The sequence below is a fragment of the Oxalobacteraceae sp. CFBP 8761 genome, from assembly GCA_014841595.1.
Lineage (GTDB): Bacteria > Pseudomonadota > Gammaproteobacteria > Burkholderiales > Burkholderiaceae_D > Telluria.
Genome location: JACYUE010000002.1, coordinates 710488 through 731827 on the forward strand (window position 1 = coordinate 710488; position 21340 = coordinate 731827).

Genomic DNA, 21340 nt, shown 5'->3' on the forward strand with positions numbered 1-21340 from the left:
GATGGTTTATGGAGTCATAAAAATGAATCTGATTCAACAACTCGAGCAAGAAGAAATTGCGCGCCTCGGCCGCAAGATCCCTGATTTCGCACCTGGCGATACCGTTATCGTCAGCGTCAACGTCGTCGAAGGCACCCGCAAGCGCGCCCAGGCATACGAAGGCGTCGTGATTTCCCGTCGTAACCGTGGCCTGAACTCGAACTTCATCGTTCGCAAGATCTCGTCCGGCGAAGGCGTCGAGCGTACGTTCCAACTCTACTCGCCGCTGATCGCTTCGATCGAAGTCAAGCGTCGTGGCGATGTGCGTCGTGCGAAGCTGTACTACCTGCGTGAGCGTTCGGGCAAATCGGCGCGTATCAAAGAAAAACTGCCACAGCGTCGCGTCAAAGCAGCGCCAGCAGCTGCAGCTGAGTAATAGCCATCGTGCGCAAGCACCTTTGCTAATAAAAAGGCATCCGCAAGGATGCCTTTTTTACTATCCGCAGCGTTATTGAAAGAACGTTATTTTGGCCAAGCTCGTGTTCGACCCCACCCAGTTGCCCGTGATTAGTCTGGCCGGCGAGGCCGCGGTCGCGCCCGCGCGGCTAAATCCCACAGCGCTGCGCCAACGCTTTGCGCAAACGCTGGCGTGGGACCCGGAAATTTCGACCGAGACCGACGACCGCCTGGCGGCACCGTTTCGCCGCGCTGCCGTGCTGATCCCGCTGGTCGAGCGGCCCGAGGGCGTGACGGTCCTGCTCACGCGCCGCACCGACCACCTGACGAGCCACGCCGGCCAGGTCAGCTTTCCCGGTGGCCGCTCGGAAGATTACGATTCGTCGCCCATCGAAACCGCGCTGCGCGAAACCGAAGAAGAAATCGGCCTGTCGCGCCACCGCATCGAGATCATCGGCGTGCTGCCCGACTACGCCACTATCAGCGCGTACCGCGTCACGCCGGTCGTGGCTCTGGTTGCGCCACCGTTCACGTTGCAGGTGGACCCGGGCGAAGTAGCAGAAGCGTTCGAGGTGCCGCTGGCCTGGCTGATGGACGGCCAGCATCACCAGCGGCGCGAAATCGACCTGCCGCAGGGCGGCAGCCGGGCCTTCTACACGATGCCCTACGAGCAGTATTTTGTCTGGGGCGCAACGGCCGCCATGCTGCGCAACCTGTTCCACTTCTTGCGGGCTTAAGGGAATGTTATTACCCGAAATTTGATTCTGGCGTGCTTCTCCGCTATCGTAGCGGGGCAGTCGTGTTGCCATAACAAAAAAGGGTTCCTGAATGACATTCTTTTCCATCCTGTGCGCGCTGCTCATCGAGCAACTGAAACCGCTGCGCGCGGACAACCAGGTGTACGGCGCCATCAAGGCGCTGACGATTCGCATCGAAACCTGGTTCAACGCCGGCGAGCAGACCAATGGCCGCATGGGATGGTTGCTGATGATGGGTGCGCTGATGCTGCCCACCTGGCTCGTCTACTGGGTGTTCATGCACTACAACCTGGTCTTCCTGGCCTTCGTCTGGAATGTCCTGATCATTTACCTGACGATGGGGTTTCGCCACTACAGCCATTTCTTTACCTCGATCCAGTTCGCGCTCAACGCCGGCGACGAGCCCCGTGCGCGCGCGCTGCTGGCCGAATGGACGCGGCTCGACACGGTCGGCATGGACAGCACGGAAATCACCCGCATCGCTGTCGAGAAAGCGCTGATCACGACGCACCGCAATGTGTTCGGCGTGTTCTTCTGGTTTTTGATGCCGCTCGGCCCGGCCGGCGCCGTGATGTACCGCGTCTCGGAATACCTGTCGCGTGCGTGGAACGAGCCCGACCACATGCGCAACGAAGCGTTCGGCGAGTTTGCCGCCAAGGCGTTCTACTGGATCGACTGGATGCCCGTGCGCCTGACGGCGGTGGCATTCGCCGTGGTGGGCAATTTCGAAGACGCCGTGTATGCGTGGCGCAATTTCGCCAACCGGTGGGTCGACGAAGCGCGCGGCATCATCCTGTCGGCCGGCGGCGGCGCGATGGGTGTGCGGCTTGGCACGCCCAACGAAAATGCCCCACAATTGTTGCCGGCGGACGCCGCCATGGTCGACCTGAGCGACAGCGAAACGGACATCCTGCCGGGCGAAGAACCGACGATCCGCGCGCTGCAAAGCACCGTTGGCCTCGTGTGGCGTGCGCTGATTTTGTGGATGATTCTGCTGTTGCTGACCTCGAGCGTGGCCTGGCTGCGCTAGGGCAGGGGAGGGGGCAGCGCCCGCTTTCTCGTCCTCAGGTCTTCTATAAGATATAATAGTGGCTTCACTTAGCCCCTCAGGACTATGACCGACTTAGCGCAGACCAAGGACGAGGATCTCTCCGGAGAATTTTTTGTCCTGGGCATCACGAACAACGGCAAGCAATTCCGCCCGAGCGACTGGGCGGAGCGGCTGTGCGGCGTCCTGGCAGCCTATTGTCCCGGCACCGGCGGCCCGAATGCCCACCTGAAGTTTTCTCCCTACGTCTATCCGACCCTCGTCAACGGGATCAAGGCCGTCGTCGTCAACCGCAAGCTGCAGAAGATCGAACCACTGGCGTATCACTTCGTGCGCAGCTTTGCCACCGATAACGACATGCAGATCGTCGAGGCGTGCTTCGTGCCGCTGCCCGGCGAGAAGAAGCCCGAAGCCTGAACCTTCAGCACCACGCCACTGGCGCCTTGATCACATCAAGGCGCCAGTGTTCGTTTGGGGTGGCCTTAAGCACGCGTTGGATGCTTCCTGTCAACCCATCAACCGAAGGGGCATGCTGGGCTTGTCCATCTGCTACTATTTCGGCCGCAGGCAGGACGGTTGGCGTCCTGCCCCAATGATCGGACATCATGGATTCAAAGAACAAGCTGCGCGGTATGTCCGCGCATGTCGCGGCGCTGTGCCTGGCGCTGATCACCATTGCGCCCGCCGGTGCGCAGCCTGCAGTCAACGCACCTGCGGCCAGCGCCCCTGCGGCCAGCGCCGCCAAAGCAGTGCTGCCCAAGGGCGTGACGCTCGGCCCGGCAGTCGAAGGCATCACTGAATATCGCCTGGCCAACGGCCTGAAAGTGCTGCTGTTCCCGGACGCTTCGCGCCCGACCGTGACGGTCAACATGACCTATCTGGTCGGCTCGCGCCACGAAAACTACGGCGAAACGGGCATGGCCCACCTGCTCGAACACCTGCTGTTCAAGGGTTCGACAAAGAACCGCGACATCACCAAGCAGTTCTCGGAGCGGGGCATGCAGTTCAACGGCACCACGTCGCTTGACCGCACCAATTACTATGAAGTGTTCCAGGCGTCGAAAGACAATCTCGACTGGGCGTTGCAGATGGAAGCGGACCGCATGGTCAACTCGTTCGTCTCCGCCAAGGACCTGGCGTCCGAGATGACGGTCGTGCGCAACGAGTTTGAAAGCGGCGAAAACCAGCCGGGCAACGTGCTGTTCAAGCGCATGCAGAGCATCGCCTACGACTGGCACAGCTATGGCCGCTCGACGATCGGCAACCGCAGCGACATCGAGAACGTGCGGATCAAGAATCTGCAGGATTTTTATCGCACCTACTACCAGCCGGACAACGCCGTGCTGCTGGTGGCGGGCCAGTTCGAGCCGGCTGCCACACTGGCGAAGATCCAGCGCTTGTTCGGGGCGATCCCGAAACCGAAGCGCACCTTGCCCGTGTTCTGGACCGAAGAGCCGACCCAGGACGGCGAGCGCAGCTTTACCGTGCGGCGCCAGGGCGACATGCAGTTTGTCGCGGTCGGCTACAAGATCCCGTCCGACCTGCACGCGGACGCCGAAGCGCTGGGGTTTGCGTCGCAGATCATGGGCGACGCACCCAACGGCCGCCTGCACAAGCTGCTGGTTGAAACCGGCAAGGCCAGCCAGGTGTTCAGCTTTGGCCAGACCGGCTATGCGCCGGGCCTGCAGTACTTCGGCGCCGTGGTCAAACTGGGCGAACCCATCGAGCCGGTGCGCGAGGCACTGGTCCAGGCCGTCGAAGAATTCGCCAGCAAGCCGCCTACGGCGGAAGAACTGGAGCGCGTGCGCCGTTCGTGGCTCAATACGATCGAGCGCAGCCTGAACGATCCGCAGGCGGTGGGCGTGGCGCTGTCCGAGCCGGCGTCCCTTGGCGACTGGCGCATGTTTTTCGTCAGCCGCGAGCGCGTGCAGAAGATGACGGCCGAACAGGTCGCCGCCAGCGCCGGCCGCTACTACCTGCGCACCAACCGCGTGACCGGCACCTTCATTCCCGAAGAATCATCGAAACGCGCCGCGCTGCCAGCGGCGCCTGCCGTGACGGACGTGCTGAAGGACTTCAAGCCGGCGGTGTCGAACCTGGTCGCGGAAAACTTCGACCCGAGCCAGCAGAACATCATGCAGCGCACCACGTTGACGACGGCGGGTGGCGTGAAGCTGGCGCTGCTGCCGAAGAAGAACCGCGGCGAGACCGTCACGGTTGACCTGCGCCAGCACTTCGGTACCGAGCAAAGCCTGTTCGGCAAGGGCACGGTCCAGGGCCTGACGTCGGCGATGCTGATGCGCGGTACCACGCGCTACACACGCGCTGAACTGGCCGACGCGTTCGACAAGCTCAAGATGACGGGTGGCCCGACGCATTTCCAGACCACGCGCGAACACCTGCCCGAGGCATTGAAACTGGTGGCGCACGTGCTGCGTGAGCCGGCATTCCCGGAATCGGAATTCGAGCAACTGCGCCAGCAGATCCTGGTGGGGCTGGAAGCGAGCCGCAATGAGCCCGACAGCGCCGCTGCGCGCGCCATGGCGCTGCACTTCAACCGCTATCCGAAGGGCGACGTGCGCCATGCGAACTCGCTCGAGGAAGACGTGGCCGAGGTCAAGGCGGCGCGCCTGGCCGATCTGAAGGCGTTCCATGCCGACTTCCACGGCGCCCAGCCGGCCGAGATGGCGATCGTGGGTGACTTCGACGCGGCCCAGATCACGCCGCTGGTGAATACGCTGTTCGGTGCCTGGCGCGCGCCGCAGCCGTTTGCACCGGTGCTGACCGGGCATGCCGATGTGGCGCCTCTCGCGCGCACTCTCAACACGCCCGACAAGGAAAATGGGTCGTACACGGCGCGCCTGAACGTCGACCTGAACGTCGAGGACCCGGACTATCCGGCCCTGATGCTGGCCAACTACATCTTCGGCGAAGGCGGCCTGAAGTCGCGCCTGATGGACCGGATCCGCCAGAAGGATGGCTTGTCGTATGGCGGTGGCTCGAACCTGATGGCGGGCACGCTCGACCGCTTTGGCGTGTTCTCGATCGGCGCGATCGCGGCGCCGCAGAACCTGGCCAAGCTCGATGCGGCAGTACGGGCCGAATTGACGCGCGCGGTCAAGGAGGGGTTCACGGCGGAAGAGCTGGCCGGTGCCCGCTCTGGACTGATGCAGCAACGCCTGCAGACACGCACGAACGACGCCGCGCTGGCCAGCGGCTGGACGTCGTACCTGTACCGCGACAAGAACTTCCTGTGGTCGCTGGAACTGGAGCGCAAGCTGAATGCGGTCACCTTGTCCGAGTTGAACGCAGCGTTCCGCAAGGCGATCGATCCGGCAAAACTGTCCGTCGTGATGGCTGGCGATCAGTCCAAAGTCGGGGAGCCGGTCAAACCGATAGTCGCTATGCCCTAACTGCAACAGTTGCCCCACTTAAATGTCCTGGATTGTGACGCCGGGGGAAGCATGCGTTAAAATGTTTCCCTTCGGAATCATCGTATCACCCAGGGAGTATCATGAAAGGCATCAGCAAATTGCCGGTAGCAGGCGGCATGTCGTTCACCGGCAAGGTTGTCCTGGTCACTGGCGCGGCCAGCGGCATCGGTCGCGCCATTGCCCTGGCCTTTGGCCGCGCCGGCGCCTGTGTGGTCGTGGCCGACATTTCGATCGAGGGTGGCCACGCGACGGCGGGCATGATCGTGGAAAACGGCGGCAAGGCGCTGTTCGTGCAGTGCAACGTCACCCGTGCGCCTGAGGTCGAGGCGCTGGTGGACAAGACGATCAATTACTACGGTCGCCTGGACATCGCGGTGAATAACGCCGCCGTGGACGAAGAGCACCATCCGCTGGCCGACACCGACGACGAGCAGTTCGACCGCATCATGAACGTCAACGTCAAGGGTGTCTGGCTGTGCATGAAATACCAGCTGCGCCGGATGCTGGCGCAGGGCGGCGGGGCGATCGTCAACATGGCGGGCGTGGCCGGCCTGGTGGGCAGCCCGAACCATGCGGTCTACGGTGCCAGCAAGCATGCCGTCGTGGGCCTGACCAAGAGCGCTGCCGCCGAGTACGCACGCGAGGGCGTGCGCATCAACGTGCTGTGCCCGGCAGCGGTGAAGACACCGATGCTGGCGCGTGCGATCGAGCGTGATCCCGGCATCGAGAAAAAGCTCAAGGCAGCCCATCCGATGGGCCGCTTCGCCGAGGCCGGTGAAATCGCGCAAGCCGCTCTGTGGCTGTGCTCGGACATGGCCTCCTACGTCAATGGCCACGAGATGGTCATCGACGGCGGTTACACGGCCGTCTAGGTTCGCCGGCCCAGGTCTTACTTGGTTACTTAGGCCGGGGCTGCTTGAGGTCCTGGCTGGCCACGGCGACGCGGCCGGCACGCACTTCGCCCACGGCAATCGCCACGGCGCGCGCGACGTTGCGCGCTTCTTCCTGCACCGCATGGTCGGCGTCGAACGTCTCGTGGCTGTCGGCATACGATTCGTAGTAGCCGATGAAGCGGTTGAGCTGGCCGAAGCTGCCTGAACTGATCAAGCCCATCCATTCCAGCCAGTCCGACAGCGAACGGCGCACGCCCTCGATGCCGGCCACGTCGCCATGCACGATGAGGCCGAATGCGCGACCGGCCAGGTGCTTTGGATATTCCCAGCCGTCGCGTTCGATCTGCTTGGCGATCTCGGCTTTCTTGCCCTGGGTCGAGGTGGGATCGGGATTGCCGCCGTCGGCGCAAACCAGGCGGTCGATCATCTGCTTGAGCACGCCCGGCGTCTGGTACCAGTAGACCGGCGTGATGATGATGACGCCGTGCGCCAGCACCCAGCGCTCGTAGATCTCGTTCATCCAGTCATTGACCTGGCGCTCGGCGTGGTTCGGGTAGCAGCTGCATGGCCAGTGGCACAGCGGCATCGCGGTCGACACGCAACCCTTGCACGGGTGGATGTGGCGGTCGTAGTCGGAGTTGATCAGGCTGAGGTCGAGGATGTCGGCCTCGATGCCCTCAGCCTCGATGATCTCGCGCGCCATCTCGGACATGCGCCAGCTTTTGGATATCTCGCCAGGGCAGGTGCCGTCGTTGCGGGCGGAGGCATTGATGATCAGGATGCGGCTTTTGGTGTCCGGGTTCTTCTGGTGTTGTTCGGCTTCGAGCAGCCGGTCACGTGCGGCTTTCCAGTCGATCGACAGGTCGTAGTCGGGATCGGCAAAGCCGGGGCCGGCCTTGACGGTACGTGGCGCCTTGCGGCCGTCCTGGTAGGCATCCCAGGCCACCGCCTCGATGGCGGCCAGCTCGTTTTCCAGTGCGTCGTAGCCGGGGTCCTGGAAGGTGCGGCGAAATTGCAGGTGAAATTCGTTGCGCCCCAGTTTGGCGGGCGCCTGGCCCTTGCGTACCGTCGTCATAAGTTCTCCAATGTGAATGGGGTCATTATCGTGGCGACGGGTCAAAGGCTGTGTTCGGACGCGCACACATAATCGGGAATTCCTTTGGTGTAAGCCGGATTTGTAAATTAGTAAATAGAGATCGAGACATGTGCTGTGTTCAGCGAGCGACTCTGCGTGCGAAATCACCTTACTTATTTTCCATTGGTCAACTTTGAATGTTATCGTATATACTTTTATAGATAGTTATAGTGACTAGCGGTATCTATAAGCTAATAGGCTGCTAGCTAGTTTCTGTCTGAACCGTAACTCGCTGATAACACGCAGCGTTGATGAGTGGTCTTCTGCGAATGAGTCGAAGTTTTTGGGAGGGTGAACTTGAACAAGCCGAAGGTAGCTAAGTCGAAGCACAACGCGCCGGGTCAATACTTAGGATTTGCACTTCAGCCGCTCAGAATGTTTTATCATCTTTTGACCGCGCCAAAGGAAGCATGGGTATCTCTAGAGTTGGTCGATGACATTGCAGTGCATTATGCAAATGGCGATATGCTGGCGGAGCAGACAAAGAGTGCTCTATCCCATAATCCATTGTCGAACTGGGCGATTGACCTTTGGAAGACAATGGCGAACTGGATTGATGACATCGATGCTGGGCGCCTGAACGTGGAGACAACGGCATTTCAGATTTATGTCACTCCGATTTACGAGGGTGAATTCAGTTCCTCGATTTCTAAGGCGTGCACTCGCGAGGAAGTTGCGGCGATTGTTTCGTCTGTCTCCGCAAGCGTTGCCGCTAATCCACCTGCTGATGACTGTCTAAGGTACGTACAAAAATTCCTGAGCCTTGCCGAAGATATTAGGTGGAAGTTCGTGAAGCGGATTCAAATTGTATCAGCGGATCGCGATCCTGTTGAGGCGTTGTGTCGGCTATTAATAGCGACGACAGACGAGAGCTTACACGAACTGCTTTGTGCCACCGGCATCGGACTCGCAAAGGAACGTGCTGACTCGCTGATAAGACAGCGGAAGCCTGCGAAGATCAGATGCGGTGATTTTCAGCGGGAATTTAGGGCGTTTGCGCGCAAATGTAACACTCCTGGATACCTTCAATCAGTGTCGCCAGTTCCTGACGCCAAAGAGGTGAAAGCACTTCTTCTCAGTAGGCCTGATTTTATAGCCCAACTTGACTTCGTCGGTGCTCAAGAGTCCCAGAAACTACGCGCAGTTAGCGACTTCTTACGTACCAAATCTGACAAGGTAAATTGGGCTGACGACGGATTAGTATTCAAAGGAAGCTTTGATGAGATGGATGATGATCTGTTGAGAGAGCACGAATCAATTAAATTGTTAGTTAGTGATGAGCACTCTGACAAAGATGAAGCTACATGCGGAAGAATGATTTACGTGCGTTGTACCTCATTGACTCCACCCATTGAAGGTAAAGCCGTTCCTAAGCATTTCACTTCCGGTAGCTATAACGCGTTAGCCGACTCCCGGCGGCTAGGATGGCATCCTCAATATACTGAAATGTTTTTGAAAGAAGAAGTATGAGCGAAGATTTTCAGGAGTACCCCAATGAGAGAAGAAGAGGTATGAGCGAAGAATTTCAGGCGTATCCTAATGAGATTGAAATAGTACAGAATCCTACGATTGGCGCTTATGCAATATGGCGTTTTATTCAGTCCTATCAAGACCGAGCTGGTACTGCTCCGACGTTGGCTCTAGCATTCTTGATCCTTCCTATTTTGTTGCACAAGGCGACCCGCGATATCGCCAGTTCTACTCAAAAGGCATCGGGACTAGCTATGTTCGCCGGTAAGTTGGGCGAGGTCCGAGAAAACCTCTTTGCAATTCATAATAGGGCGTTGGAATGCCGGGCACTTACTTTGGAGTCGATCGCAATTGGTGAGCAAGCCGGATTGTTTTCGATTGACGCCAACACTGCTACCATGACCGCAAATAATTCACTTGAACAAGAAATCATTCCCAAGTTGCCGGTCAAGATTAAATGGATTTTGCCAGTCAGCGAGAAACTTGGTGACTGGTTTTCGGCACTTACAGATGAGCAAGTCTGCAGAACCCTTTGCGTGGAGTTCTAGATGTATTTTCAAATAAAAAAAGTAATACTTTGGCCCAAAAAAGATGGCGAGAAGCCGCGCGTGCTCCCGTTTGCGACGGGTAAAGTCAACGTCATTAGCGGTCGCTCTAAAACTGGAAAATCTGCGGTTATTCCAATTATTGACTACTGCTTGGCAGCTGAAAAATGTGCGATACCTGTTGGTGTCATACGTGAGAAATGCGCCTGGTTTGGTGTGGTAGTAGATACAATTGAGGGCGAGAAGCTTTTGGCGCGGCGTGAGCCTGGTAAACAACAGAGTACTGGGGATATGTTTGTTTTGGAAGCGGCGCATGTCGCTATCCCTGATGAGATAGTTCAAAAAAATAGTAATGTTGATTATGTGAAATCGACATTAAATCGGTTGTCTGGTCTGTCCAATCTAGAGTTTGAGCCGGCCGCAACGGATAGCTTCAAATCCCGGCCTAGTTTTCGAGATCTCGTCGCCTTTACCTTCCAACCACAAAACATTGTCGCCAATCCTGATGTACTGTTTTTCAAAGCAGATACTAGCGAACATCGTGAGAAGCTGAAAACAATTTTTCCCTACGTTTTAGGTGCAATCACTCCGCAGCTGCTACAGGCCCGGCATGAGCTTGAGCATTTGCAACGAGGCGTTAGGCGTAAGGAGAGCGAGCTACGCACCCGTCAAGCGGCCGGAGCTCGATGGCAACGTGACGGGCAGGAATGGCTTCGTCTGGCGATTGAGTATGGGCTGCTGCCTGCGGAAACTGAGATTCCAAAAGAGTGGCCGCTTACGCTGGAGCTACTGCGAAAGGTAGTGCGAGCTGAGCCGTCAGCGGGTGATGAAACAATTGAGGCGATGGACATAACCCTAGCGCGCCTGAAAGAGTTACGTTTCCAAGAGACGGACCTTACAGCTCAATATAATATTGGTAAGGAACGGAGAGTTGAACTACAACAGTTAGAAGACAGCACCGAAGCATATGCCGATTCACTAAAAATCCAACGCGATCGGCTTTCCCTTTCAAAGTGGATTCGCGATCAAGTAGTCGATCGAGACAGTATTATCTTTGAACAGAGCGAGAAAGGACGTGGCCGTCTCAACAACCTGTGCATGGCTCTGGATGCGACAGAGATGCGGTTGAGATCGTACCCGCGAGCGGTCGAGAGCCTTGGTCGTGAGACCATAAGGCAACGCGAGGCAATCAAAGAAACTTTGTTTAAGCTGAAGGCTGTCCAAAAAGAAATCGAGGCCATCGAACAGCGTTCACAAATCGGAAAGCAGATTGCATTGCGACGTGAGCGTAATGCAAGGTTTTTGGGGCGGTTAGAGGAGTCTGTGCTGCTGTTCGAGACTCAAGAGCCATCGTCCGATCTCAGCAATGAGATTGCGAGCATTAGAAACCGTGTCGAACAACTTCAGTATCTTGTCCAAGAAGGCAGGGTTCTTGCTAAACAAGAGCAAGCGTTGGAAAAAGTAGAACATTTTGCTGCCAAGCTTATTCCTCAGCTTGATGGCGAATGGCCGGAAGCACCGATTAGGCTGATTGTAAAAGACTTGACAATTAAAGTGAATCGAGATGGTCGCGATGATTTCTTGTGGGAGATTGGCAGCGGAGCTAATTGGCTTGCCTATCATGTGGCTGTGACTCTTGCCCTGCAAGGGCTGTTCCTTAACGAGCCTAATCACCCTGTCCCGGGAGTACTAATCTACGACCAACCTAGCCAGGTATATTTTCCTACAAGACGGGCCCCTTCGGCGAACAACGTAAACGAACTGGATCACAAGTTTAAAGACGAAGATTTAGAGGCAGTCCGTAAAGTGTTCAGACTTTTTAGTAAGGTGGTGAGTAAAAAGAAGGCAGAATTACAGATTATCGTTCTTGACCATGCTGATGAGGAAGTATGGGGCGGATTACCAAACCTGCATCTCGTCGAAGAGTGGCGTGGAAAAGAATTGGTCCCGCGGAATTGGTAATGAGCCTTTATTTATGCATTGCGTAATGACAGGATGTGGCGAGCCGGAGCTAAATTTAGACACGAGCTCCACGAAACGTATATTTATGAAAGTCGAAACTAAGGAAGAGTCCAAGTCCAAATGTCGGACCTGACTTTGGTTACTGTAATCTCGCTACTGGCTTATGCAATGGAGATTCAGTCCAGCCTTTTGTGTTCGACTTTTATAGTGGGGTATGCGATTTTATTGTTCGTTCCCACCAGATCTACCGTGATAGAGCGCCAAGGGCCCATTTATAATAAAGCGGGCCAGACCCAGGGCCCGGCCCGCTTTCACGGGTCCATCGACAGCAGCAGTATTACTTCTGCTGCTGCAGCAGCACCAGCCAGTACTTGGCCAGGTCGCCGGCACCGCCGCCGCCCTTGACGGTCTGGAAGGTCGAGATTGCTTCGGCTTTTTTGCCGGCGCGAACTTGTGCCATGCCGAGACGCAGCTTGGCTTCTTCCGCGTTCTTCAGGCCGCCCTTGGCGATACCTTGCTGGATGAAGCCGACACCCTTGTCGCCCTGGTCCATGGTCGCGTACGCCCAGCCCAGGTTGACGAGGCCGGCACCGGTCTTGGCCTTGGCCGCGCCTGCTTCACCGGCAGCGATGTTCTTGGCATCGTCTGCTGCGCCCTTGTTGGCCTTGTCGCGCAGTGCGTTGTGGGTCTTGGCATTGGCGCCTTTGCCCAGCACGCCGGCAGCGTAACCGGCATCCATGGTTTTCTTCGCTTCGGTCGGGAAACCGTCACGCAGCGACAGCTCTGCCAGATCGACGTATTCCTCGGCCGCCATCTGCTTGACGGCAGCGGCTTCCAGGCGATACACGTTGATCATGTTGGTCTGTGCATCGAAGCCCGACTTGCGTGCCACGCCGCGGTTGAGCAGGTCGGTCCAGAAGTCGTCGCTCGGGTAGTGGGCGACCAGCTTTTCCAGTGCAACCAGGTAGCCGGCATCGTCCTTGACCTTGTTGGCCGACGAGGCCAGGAGGCGCAGGTCTTCTTCGCTCGGTTTCTGGCCGGCTTTTTCAGTGGCTTCGATGGCTGGCAGCAGCGCCGTCTTGGCGCTGGCGTAATCGCCGCCCAGATAGTAGGCGCGGGTCAGTGGCGCGGCGACTTTTTCAGGCGTCGGGCTTTCTTTCTGGTAGCGCTTGAACCACTCGATCGCCTTCGGGTAATCCTTGGCGTTGTAGTGCATATTGGCCAGGGCCTGGATGAAGTCGGCCTGCTCGTTCGGCGCCAGACGGCCCGATGCGATGACGGCTTCGAGGGCCGGGATCGAGATGGCGTTGTCGTTCGTTGCCGAACCCAGCGACAGCTTCATGCGGTTGACAACGTAATCTTCGTACGGCGTGCGGTTCGGGAAGGCTTCGGCCTGCGTCACGCGGCTCTGGATTTCGGCGTAATTCTTTGCATCCATCAGCGGCTTGATCTGCGCCGGGTCGAGCAGCTTGAACAGCTCTGGGCGGACGGTGTCCTTCGGCGCTGCAGCGGCGGCGGCAGGCTTGTCCTGCGCGTTGACGGCAGGAATCACGGCAGCGGAGCTCAGGCCGACGGCGGCCAGCATCAGGCAGAGGCGGGCGAGACGGAATTGGGACATTGGTTATCCTTCTATCTAGACAAAAAAATATACGAAATGTGCGTTTTGCAATATAGCAAAAATGCCAAGCTCGGACAAAAAAGTATTGTCCCATATATCCAGCTTTTTCTGGATTGGCAATTGTGCCGCAGCACGGGCCGCCATGCCCGTGTCGTTACATCGCGTTACTTTGCCGCTGTCACGGCCCGTCAAAACCCGGCACCGGGCAGACTCCCGGTGCGTCGATCTCGCCGGCCAGCCAGGCCACGGCCGCAGCCAGCGCCGGCGGCGCAAAGCCATAGGTGAGCAGCGCAGGACCGGGGAAGTCGAGCGCCTGGTACGGATTCCACAAGGCCAGGTGCAAATCGGGCCGCCAGGTCGCGCAGGCTTGCGGCCCGTAGCGACGGCGCGATGTCGAGGCCAGGATGGTGAAGCGGCCATCGGCCGGCAGCGCGCGCCAGTCGAAGGTCTCGCTGTCGGCGAAGGTCACCAGGTCGACGTCGTACAGCTGCGACAACGCTGCCGCGATGCTGGCCGCCGGCACGCCGGCTTCCGACACGCCGTCGCTGACCACGTCGGCGCGTGCGACCACGCGCACGCGCGCACCGCGCTCAGGGCGCTGCGGCGAGCGCAATGCTGTCAGGCCCGCGCGCCAGGCGCGCGCCATCAGTGCGCGGTCATCCTGTTCGGCCACGTACGCAACCGCACCGGCCGGATGTGCGTCAGCCAGTTTGCCAAGGCGCGCCAGACGCGCCTGCACGGCGGCCAGCGGTAGCACGCCGTCGCGGATCGCCGCGGCGATCGCTTGCACGGTCTCGATCTGCGTAGCGCGCGTGCCGATGGCCATGACCATGTCGGCGCCGGCCACCAGCGCATTGACAGCCGCCTGGCCGACGCCGTAGCGGTGGGCGATCGCGTGCATGTCCATGCCGTCCGTGATGATCACGCCGTCATAGCCAAATTGCTCGCGCAGCACGCCGGTGAGAATCGCATGCGACATGGTGGCCGGATTGACGGGGTCCAGCGCCGGATAGACGATGTGCGCCGTCATCATGGCCGGTGCGTGTGGCGCAGCAATCCGGAACGGGGCGAATTCGAACTGTTCGAGTTCGGCGCGCGATTTGTCGACGTACGGCAGATCGCGGTGCGAGTCGACATGCGTGTCGCCGTGGCCGGGGAAGTGCTTGACGCAGCAGGCCACGCCTTCGCGCTCGCTGCCTTCCATCCAGGCCAGCGCAATGCGCGTTGCCTGCCCGGGATCGGCGCCGAACGAGCGCTCGGCAATCACCGGGTTGCGCGGGTTGTTGTTCAGGTCCAGCACCGGCGCGAAGTTCCAGTTGAAGCCCAGCGAGCGCACCGCGCGCGCCACGGCTGCGCCGACGTCGCGTGCCAGGTCCGGATCATTGGCCGCGCCGAGCGCCATCGCGCTGGGCGGGGCCGGCACCCAGGTCGAACGCACGACAGCGCCGCCTTCCTGGTCAAGGGCGATCAGGGCTTGTGGCCCGATCGCGTCACGCAGCGCGCCCGTGAAACGCGTCAACTGCGGCGCGTCGCGCATGTTCTGGCGGAACAGGCAGGCGCCGCGAATCCGGTAGGTACGCAGGAAGGCGTCGGTCTCGGCATCGAGTTCGGTGCCGAACAGGCGCACCATCACCAGTTGGCCGGCCAGGTCGAGGTAGTCGTTCATGGTCGAGATTCGGGCGGTTAGTTCGTCTTGGTGACTTTGCTCAGGTGGCGCGGCTGGTCGGCATTCATGCCGCGCGCCGCCGACAGTTTGGCCGCCATTGTATAAAACGCCTGCGCCGCGACGATCGGGTCGAGGTCGGGGATGGCGGCGGTGGGCAGCGTCAGGTCGCGGCTGGCGATGTCGGCCGGCGCGGCGAGCAGGACGCGCGCGCCCCGTGCACGCATGTCGTCGGCCAGCGCCACCAGACTGGCCTGGGTCGGGCCGCGCGTTGCGAAGATCAGCAGCGGATAGCCGTCTTCGATCAGTGCCATCGGGCCGTGCTTGATTTCGGCGCCCGAAAATGCTTCGGCCTGCAGCGCCGAAGTTTCCTTGAACTTGAGCGCTGATTCGAGTGCGAGAGGGAAGCTGATGCCGCGGCCCACCACCATGATGTTGCGCGCCGGCGCCAGCACGTCGATGGCGGCCGACCAGTCGCCATCCTGGCCGAAACTGCGGGCGGCGCGCAGCGCATCGGGCAGGGCGGCGATGCCGTCCTTCAGTTCGGGGTCGTTCTGCCAATCGGCGACCAGGCGCGCGCCGGCTACCAGGCTGGCGATGAAGCTCTTGGTCGCGGCCACGCTGTGCTCCTTGCCGGCGTGGAGCGGCATCGTCCACTCGGCGGCGTCGGCCAGCGGCGAAGCGGCGTCGTTCACCAGCGCCACCGTGACGGCCCCGCCGGCGCGGAAATACTGCATCGGTTCGACCACGTCGGGACTCTGGCCCGATTGCGAAATCGCGATGGCCAGCGTGTCGCGCGCGATGATCGGCGACTTGTACAGCGTGATGAGTGACATCGGCAGCGACGTCACCAGGCGGCCCATGCGCGACATGATCAGGTAGGCCAGGTAGCCCGACGCGTGATCCGAGCTGCCGCGCGCCACCGTCACGGCGCTGTGCAACTGGGTCGCACGGAGCTGTTCGCCCAGCGCGGCGTAGCGGTCGGCGTCCTGCGTCAGGGCGTGGGCGATGCAGTCGCCGGACGACAGGGCCTCTTGCAGCATCAGCGATTGGTGACCGTCAGCAGTGGCGGGCGTGGCATTCACAGGCATTCTCCTTCAATATAAACAGCTTTGATGTTCAGGGCGCGGTCCAGGACCACGAAGTCGGCGTGACAGCCAGGCGCCAGGCGGCCGCGCCGGGTCTCGCCGAGGTAATCGGCAGCATGGGTCGAGACGCGCTTGCTGGCGTCTTCGATCGACAGCCCCATGCCCACCAGGTTGCGCAGCGCCTGGTCCATCGTCAGCGTGCTGCCGGCCAGCGTGCCGTTCGCCAGGCGCACGCCGCCCATGCATTTGTGGACCACCTGGCGGCCCAGCATGTACTCGCCATCGGGCATCCCGGCAGCCGCTGTCGAATCGGTCACGCAGAACAGCTTGGGGATGCAGCGCAGGGCAGTGCGGATCGCGCCCGGGTGCACGTGCAGCAGGTCGGGAATGATCTCGGCGTATTCGGCGTGCGCGAGCGCGGCGCCGACCATGCCGGGGTCGCGGTGGTGCAGACCGGGCATCGCGTTGAACAGGTGCGTGAAGCCGGCCGCGCCGTGTGCAAGCGCTGCCACGCCGACGTCATAATCGCCGTTCGTGTGGCCGATCTGGACCCGGATGCCGGCCTTCGTCAATTGCCGCACGAGGGCCATGTGGCCGTCGATCTCGGGCGCCACGGTGATCAGCTTCATTGGCGCCAGTGCGTTGAACCGCATGACTTCATCGAGATGCGCTTCGCGCGCGAACGGCGGCTGGGCGCCGAGTTTGCCGGCGTTGATATACGGGCCTTCCAGGTGCACGCCAAGGATGCGCGCCTCGCCCTTGCCGCGCGCCGCGCAGGCCGCGCCGATGGCGCTCAAAGCCCGGTCGATGTCTTCGACGGGCGCGGTCATGGTCGTGGCGAGCAGGCTGGTGGTGCCGTGCTTCGCGTGCAGCGCGGCGATCACGTGCGGGGCGTCGCCGCCTTCCATCATGTCGCGGCCCGCGCCGCCGTGCACGTGCACGTCGATAAAGCCCGGCACGATGTAGACGTCGTCGTTGTTGGCCGGGTCGACCCGGCGGCCGTCGATGCCGTCGACGCGCGCACCGAAGCGCAGCGCGCCGTGCACCCAGCCGGCCGGTGTGAGGATATTGCCCTTGATGGGGTGGCGAGTGTCGTTGGTCATGCGTTGGCGTCCTTCAGATGCAGTTCGATCATGCGCAGCGCGCCGGCGGCGGAGTCGCCATGCGGGGCACTGCAGCGGGCCAGCGTTTCGGCCGGCAGGAAGGCACGCAGCGTGTCACCCAGGCCGCCGCACAGTGCCAGCGGCAAGCTGCCCGACGGGTCGAGGGCGCGCGCGATGCGGGCCGCTTCTACACCCGCCTGTGTCAGGATCCCGGCGGCCACGGGATCGGTGGCGCCGTGCGCCACAACGAAGCGCGCCAGGCCCGCGTAGTCGGTCTGCGTGGCGTGGCCGAGCCAGACCTGGATCGGATCGCGTGCGCCGCCGCAGGCGGCAATCACGGCGTCGGCCAAGGCGCCGCCTTCGGTGCGGCCGTCGAGCACCTGCTGGATGTGGCCGATCGCGCGCAGGCCCATCCAAGCGCCGCCCGCTTCGTCGCCGGCAGGGAAGCCCCAGCCGCCGACTTCGACCCGCGTGCCATCTGGCCGTAGTGCTTCGCCGACGCTGCCGGTGCCGATGGCAACGATCGCGCCGGGCTGCCCGCCATGGGCGCCCATCAGCGTCGTGAAGCCGTCGGTGTCGAGCACCAGGGCGCCAAAGCCGGGATCGGCGGCACGGAAGGCGGCCGCCCATTCCTTGTTGTGGACGCCCGCCATGCCCAGGCCGATTGCGCAGGCTGACATGGGGACGGTGTCGATGCCGATTGCGGCGAAGGCCTGGCTCGTGGCGGCAAGCACCGCGCTCCAGGCTTTGTCGATGCCGTGGCGCAGACCGGATGCGCCACTGCTGCCGGTTGCGAGCACGGCGCCGTCGCGGCCGGCCAGGCGCACGCGGGTGTTGGTGCCGCCGCCGTCAACGCCAATGAGATAGTCGATCATGGTGTCCAATGAGTGCCGGGAAAAGGGTCATCGCACTATAGGCAGCGCATTCTGGCATGTCAACAGGTATTTAACTGGTATTGATTATGACGAGTGGACGGTTAGGCGGTGCTCTCCTGATGAGAAGCGAGTATGCGATCCCGTAAGAAAATTGGTATCGTAATTGGTATTGTGGCCAATCCGATTAACGACCGGCACATTTGTCCGCGGGAAAAGGGCAACTTGCCGTGACGTCAAAGTGGTATTGTTCATGAACTATCCCACGTGAATAACCCCAATGCCCGACCTCTTGCCCCCGCACCTCCCGCCCTCGAACCTGGCGTTTGCCACCGGTGGCGGGGACATGGGCGCGCTGCTGCGCACGCTCGACTGGGCGCACCATCCGCTTGGCCCGCTGGCGGCCTGGCCGCAACCCCTGCGCACTGCAGTGAGCCTGATGCTCGGTGCGCGCCAGCCCATGTACGTGGCCTGGGGCCCGGCGCTGCACCTGCTCTACAACGATGCCTATCGCGTGGTGCTGGGCGCGCGCGGCGAGCATCCTGAACAGACGTTGGGCCAGCCGTTTGCCGAGGTCTGGGCCGATGTCTGGGAAGAAGTCCGCCCGATGCTGTCCGCCACGCTGCACGGCAATCCGGTGCACGAAGAAGACCATGGCTTCGTCGTGCACCGCAACGGCTACCCGGAGCAGATCTACGCCACTTTCTCGACCATCGCGCTGCGCGACGAAGCGGGGCAGGTGGCCGGCGTGTGCTGCATGTGCGCCGAAACCACAGCCCAGGTGCTGGCCGCGCAACAGCGCGACCACGCGCTGCACGCGCTGGAAACGACCAATGAAAAGCTGCGCATCGCGGCCGATGCCGGCGAATTCGGCCTGTTCGACCATTCGCTGACCCACTGTGACATCGTCTGGAACACACACGCGCGCACGCATTTCGGCGTGCCACCCGACGGGCCGGTGACCCACACGCTGATCGACGCCGCGTTCCATCCGGATGATCGCGAGCGCGTCGTGGCCAGGGTTGCGGCCCTGCTGGCCGCGCCGGGCGATGGCCACTACTGCGACGAATACCGCACGGTGAGCGCCATCGATGGCCGCGAACGCTGGATCGCAGCCAGCGGGCGCCTGCTGCGCGATGCTGCGGGCGCCCCGGAACGTCTGGTTGGCACCACGCTCGACATCACCAGCCGCAAGCTGTTCGAAGCAAGCGCGCGTGCCACTGCCAGCGAGGCCATGGCCGCAGCCGAAGCGAACGCCAAGTTCCGCACGTTCTTCGAGCAGGGCACGCACTTCGGGATTCTGATGACACCGGGCGGCACGCTGATCGAAGCCAATCATGTGGCCCTCGACGCCGGTGGCTACGCGCGCGACGATGTGCTGGGGCGCCCGTTCCAGGCCTGCGGCTGGTGGAGCGGCTCGCCGAAGGTGGCGGCCGAGGTCGCAGCCTGCGTCGCGCTGGCCGCGAGCGGCGAGCGTGTGCGCCGCGAGCTGCCGTACTTCGTGGCGGGCGGGGGCGAGCGCTTCATCGATCTCGTGATCGCCCCGGTCATGGGCGACGATGGCGCCTTGCTGTTCGTGGCCGCCACCGGCAGCGACATCACCGAGCGGCGCCAGGTCGAAGAGCGCCTGCGCATGCTCGATGCGATCGGCGAAGCCACGCGCGTCGCGCACGATCCGAAGACGATCATGGGCGAGGCCACGCGTTTGCTGGGCCAATACCTGGACGTCACGCGCGTGGCCTATGCGGACGTCGAGGCGGACAACGACCGCTTCACCATCCGCCACGACTGGGTGACGCCGGGCGCAATCAGCACCGTGGGCGTGTATTCGCTCGATCTGTTCGGCTCGCGCGCCCGCGCCGACATGCGCGAAGGCCGTACGCTGCTGATCCACGACGTCGGGCGCGAACTGACGGACGAAGACGGCGCCGCGATGTTTACCCAGATCGATGTCAGCGCCATCATCTGCTGCCCGCTGGTCAAGGGCGGCAAGCTGGCGGCGATGATGGCGGTGCACCAGCGCACGCCGCGCGTCTGGACGGCGGGTGAGGTGGCGCTGGTCGAGGCGGTGGTCGAGCGCTGCTGGGCGCACATCGAACGGGTGCGCGCCACGGAAGCGCTGCACGACGCCGACCGCCGCAAGTCGGAGTTTCTCGCCACGCTGGCGCACGAACTGCGCAATCCGCTGGCGCCGATCCGCAACGGTCTCGAACTCATGCGCATGGGTGCGGACAAGCCGGGCAGTGCCTTGCGGCTGGGCGGCGTGCGCGCGATGATGGAGCGCCAGGTCGGTCACATGGTCCACCTGATCAACGACCTGCTCGACATCGCGCGCGTCTCGAGCGGCAAGCTGGTGCTGCAGATGCAGCCGGTCGATCTGCGCGACGTGATCGCAACGGCCATCGAAACCAGCAAACCGCTGATCGACGCTGCCGGTCATGCGTTGTCGGTCGATTTGCCGCTGCTGCCGGTGCCGGTCGACGTCGATCCGGTGCGCATCAGCCAGGTGGTGAGCAATCTGCTGTCGAATGCGGCCAAATACACGCCGCACGGCGGGCGTATCGTACTGACGGCGCGCATCGAGGGTGATGAAGCGGTGGTGACGGTGCGCGATAACGGCGTGGGCATCGCGGCCGACATGCTGGCGGCCGTGTTCGAGATGTTCACCCAGGTGGCGCGCAGCATCGAGCGCGCCAATGGCGGGCTGGGGATCGGACTCTCGCTCGTGCGGCGCCTGGTCGAACTGCATGGCGGCGCGGTCAGCGCGCAGAGCGCCGGCGTGGGCATGGGCAGCAGCTTTGCCGTGCGTCTGCCGTTGATGACGGCGGCGCTCGTCGCTTCGCCGGCGCCTGCGCCGGCGGCGGCCGGCGCGCAGCATGGCGGGCAAGGCGTCGCACTCCAGGTGCTGGTCGCGGACGACAACGTCGATGCCGCCGCCACGCTGGCGGCGCTGCTCGAGATCGCCGGCCACGCGGTCCGGGTCGTGCATGACGGCGCGGCAGCGGTTGAAGAAGCCGCGCGCTTCCAGCCTGACCTCGTGTTTCTCGATATCGGCATGCCGCTCCTGGACGGCTACGAAGCGGCGCGCCGCCTGCGCCAGTTGCGCGCGCTCGACGGCGTCATGCTGGTGGCGCTGACCGGCTGGGGTACCGAGGAAGACCGCGCGCGCTCGCGCGCGGCGGGTTTTGATCGCCATCTGCTCAAGCCGGCCTTGCCGGACGATGTCGATGCGGTGCTGGCAGCGGCGGCAACACGCGCGTTGGCGTGATCCGGCACTTGGCTGTCCGGGCGCCACGCAGTGTCATAATGGGCGCCG

Annotated in this window: 16 protein-coding genes; 10 read left to right on the top strand and 6 right to left on the bottom strand. The window is 61.8% G+C overall.

The window, feature by feature from the left end:
- Nucleotides 1-22: 22 nt before the first annotated feature.
- The 6 genes from rplS (at nt 23) to IFU00_15515 (ending at nt 6547) form a co-directional block, all read left to right on the top strand.
- Nucleotides 23-415, top strand: coding sequence for a 50S ribosomal protein L19 (gene rplS, locus IFU00_15490; GenBank protein ID MBD8543687.1), 393 nt, complete (start codon nt 23-25; stop codon nt 413-415).
- A 91-nt stretch (nt 416-506) separates the two neighbouring features.
- Nucleotides 507-1172, top strand: coding sequence for a CoA pyrophosphatase (locus IFU00_15495; GenBank protein ID MBD8543688.1), 666 nt, complete (start codon nt 507-509; stop codon nt 1170-1172).
- Nucleotides 1173-1263: 91 nt separating this feature from the next.
- Nucleotides 1264-2223, top strand: a complete 960-nt coding sequence (locus IFU00_15500; GenBank protein ID MBD8543689.1) for a CobD/CbiB family protein — start codon at nt 1264-1266, stop codon at nt 2221-2223.
- A gap of 84 nt (nt 2224-2307) precedes the next feature.
- Entirely contained in the window at nt 2308-2658 is a 351-nt protein-coding gene (locus IFU00_15505) for a DUF3579 domain-containing protein (GenBank protein MBD8543690.1), read from the top strand.
- Nucleotides 2659-2873: 215 nt separating this feature from the next.
- On the top strand, nt 2874-5654 hold the full coding sequence (locus tag IFU00_15510; protein ID MBD8543691.1) for an insulinase family protein: 2781 nt from the start codon (nt 2874-2876) through the stop codon (nt 5652-5654).
- Between the two features lie 137 nt (nt 5655-5791).
- Nucleotides 5792-6547: an SDR family oxidoreductase gene (locus IFU00_15515; protein ID MBD8543692.1), complete on the top strand. Its 756-nt coding sequence runs from the start codon at nt 5792-5794 to the stop codon at nt 6545-6547.
- Between the two features lie 25 nt (nt 6548-6572).
- Here the strand turns inward: IFU00_15515 and IFU00_15520 are convergent, their stop codons facing one another.
- Nucleotides 6573-7643: a flavodoxin family protein gene (locus tag IFU00_15520; protein ID MBD8543693.1), complete on the bottom strand. Its 1071-nt coding sequence runs from the start codon at nt 7641-7643 to the stop codon at nt 6573-6575.
- Between the two features lie 357 nt (nt 7644-8000).
- Here IFU00_15520 and IFU00_15525 point away from each other — a divergent pair, with 357 nt between their 5' ends.
- The 3 genes from IFU00_15525 to IFU00_15535 are packed head-to-tail and all read left to right on the top strand — an operon-like array spanning nt 8001 to nt 11680.
- Complete coding sequence (locus IFU00_15525) at nt 8001-9173, top strand: hypothetical protein (protein ID MBD8543694.1); 1173 nt, start codon at nt 8001-8003, stop codon at nt 9171-9173.
- 41 nt (nt 9174-9214) lie between these two features.
- A complete protein-coding gene (locus IFU00_15530) occupies nt 9215-9721 on the top strand; it encodes a hypothetical protein (protein ID MBD8543695.1) in 507 nt (168 codons plus the stop codon).
- Nucleotides 9722-11680, top strand: coding sequence for a DUF3732 domain-containing protein (locus tag IFU00_15535; protein MBD8543696.1), 1959 nt, complete (start codon nt 9722-9724; stop codon nt 11678-11680).
- Nucleotides 11681-12017: 337 nt separating this feature from the next.
- On the opposite strand, the gene IFU00_15540 is transcribed toward IFU00_15535, so the two are convergent.
- The 5 genes from IFU00_15540 to IFU00_15560 form a co-directional block, all read right to left on the bottom strand.
- Nucleotides 12018-13298, bottom strand: coding sequence for a hypothetical protein (locus IFU00_15540; GenBank protein ID MBD8543697.1), 1281 nt, complete (start codon nt 13296-13298; stop codon nt 12018-12020).
- A 178-nt stretch (nt 13299-13476) separates the two neighbouring features.
- Entirely contained in the window at nt 13477-14964 is a 1488-nt protein-coding gene (locus IFU00_15545; GenBank protein ID MBD8543698.1) for a glycoside hydrolase family 3 protein, read from the bottom strand.
- A 17-nt stretch (nt 14965-14981) separates the two neighbouring features.
- The gene (locus IFU00_15550) at nt 14982-16004 is read right to left on the bottom strand and encodes an SIS domain-containing protein (GenBank protein ID MBD8543699.1); all 1023 of its coding nucleotides are present in this window, start codon (nt 16002-16004) and stop codon (nt 14982-14984) included.
- A gap of 38 nt (nt 16005-16042) precedes the next feature.
- On the bottom strand, nt 16043-17152 hold the full coding sequence (gene nagA / locus IFU00_15555) for an N-acetylglucosamine-6-phosphate deacetylase (protein ID MBD8543700.1): 1110 nt from the start codon (nt 17150-17152) through the stop codon (nt 16043-16045).
- Entirely contained in the window at nt 17149-18027 is an 879-nt protein-coding gene (locus IFU00_15560; protein MBD8543701.1) for an ATPase, read from the bottom strand. Before IFU00_15560 ends, nagA begins: the two co-directional genes overlap by 4 nt.
- A 277-nt stretch (nt 18028-18304) precedes the next feature.
- Here IFU00_15560 and IFU00_15565 point away from each other — a divergent pair, with 277 nt between their 5' ends.
- On the top strand, nt 18305-21292 hold the full coding sequence (locus IFU00_15565; GenBank protein ID MBD8543702.1) for a PAS domain-containing protein: 2988 nt from the start codon (nt 18305-18307) through the stop codon (nt 21290-21292).
- The last annotated feature ends 48 nt before the right edge of the window (nt 21293-21340 follow it).

Coding starts and splice junctions, on each gene's coding strand:
- IFU00_15530 (MBD8543695.1), top strand. CDS start 9,215: ATGAGCGAAGAATTTCAGGCGTATCCTAATGAGATTGAAATAGTACAG.
- IFU00_15560 (MBD8543701.1), bottom strand. CDS start 18,027: ATGATCGACTATCTCATTGGCGTTGACGGCGGCGGCACCAACACCCGC.
- IFU00_15510 (MBD8543691.1), top strand. CDS start 2,874: ATGTCCGCGCATGTCGCGGCGCTGTGCCTGGCGCTGATCACCATTGCG.
- IFU00_15500 (MBD8543689.1), top strand. CDS start 1,264: ATGACATTCTTTTCCATCCTGTGCGCGCTGCTCATCGAGCAACTGAAA.
- rplS (MBD8543687.1), top strand. CDS start 23: ATGAATCTGATTCAACAACTCGAGCAAGAAGAAATTGCGCGCCTCGGC.
- IFU00_15520 (MBD8543693.1), bottom strand. CDS start 7,643: ATGACGACGGTACGCAAGGGCCAGGCGCCCGCCAAACTGGGGCGCAAC.
- IFU00_15545 (MBD8543698.1), bottom strand. CDS start 14,964: ATGAACGACTACCTCGACCTGGCCGGCCAACTGGTGATGGTGCGCCTG.
- IFU00_15565 (MBD8543702.1), top strand. CDS start 18,305: ATGCCCGACCTCTTGCCCCCGCACCTCCCGCCCTCGAACCTGGCGTTT.
- IFU00_15505 (MBD8543690.1), top strand. CDS start 2,308: ATGACCGACTTAGCGCAGACCAAGGACGAGGATCTCTCCGGAGAATTT.
- nagA (MBD8543700.1), bottom strand. CDS start 17,152: ATGACCAACGACACTCGCCACCCCATCAAGGGCAATATCCTCACACCG.
- IFU00_15540 (MBD8543697.1), bottom strand. CDS start 13,298: ATGTCCCAATTCCGTCTCGCCCGCCTCTGCCTGATGCTGGCCGCCGTC.
- IFU00_15515 (MBD8543692.1), top strand. CDS start 5,792: ATGTCGTTCACCGGCAAGGTTGTCCTGGTCACTGGCGCGGCCAGCGGC.
- IFU00_15550 (MBD8543699.1), bottom strand. CDS start 16,004: ATGCTGCAAGAGGCCCTGTCGTCCGGCGACTGCATCGCCCACGCCCTG.
- IFU00_15535 (MBD8543696.1), top strand. CDS start 9,722: ATGTATTTTCAAATAAAAAAAGTAATACTTTGGCCCAAAAAAGATGGC.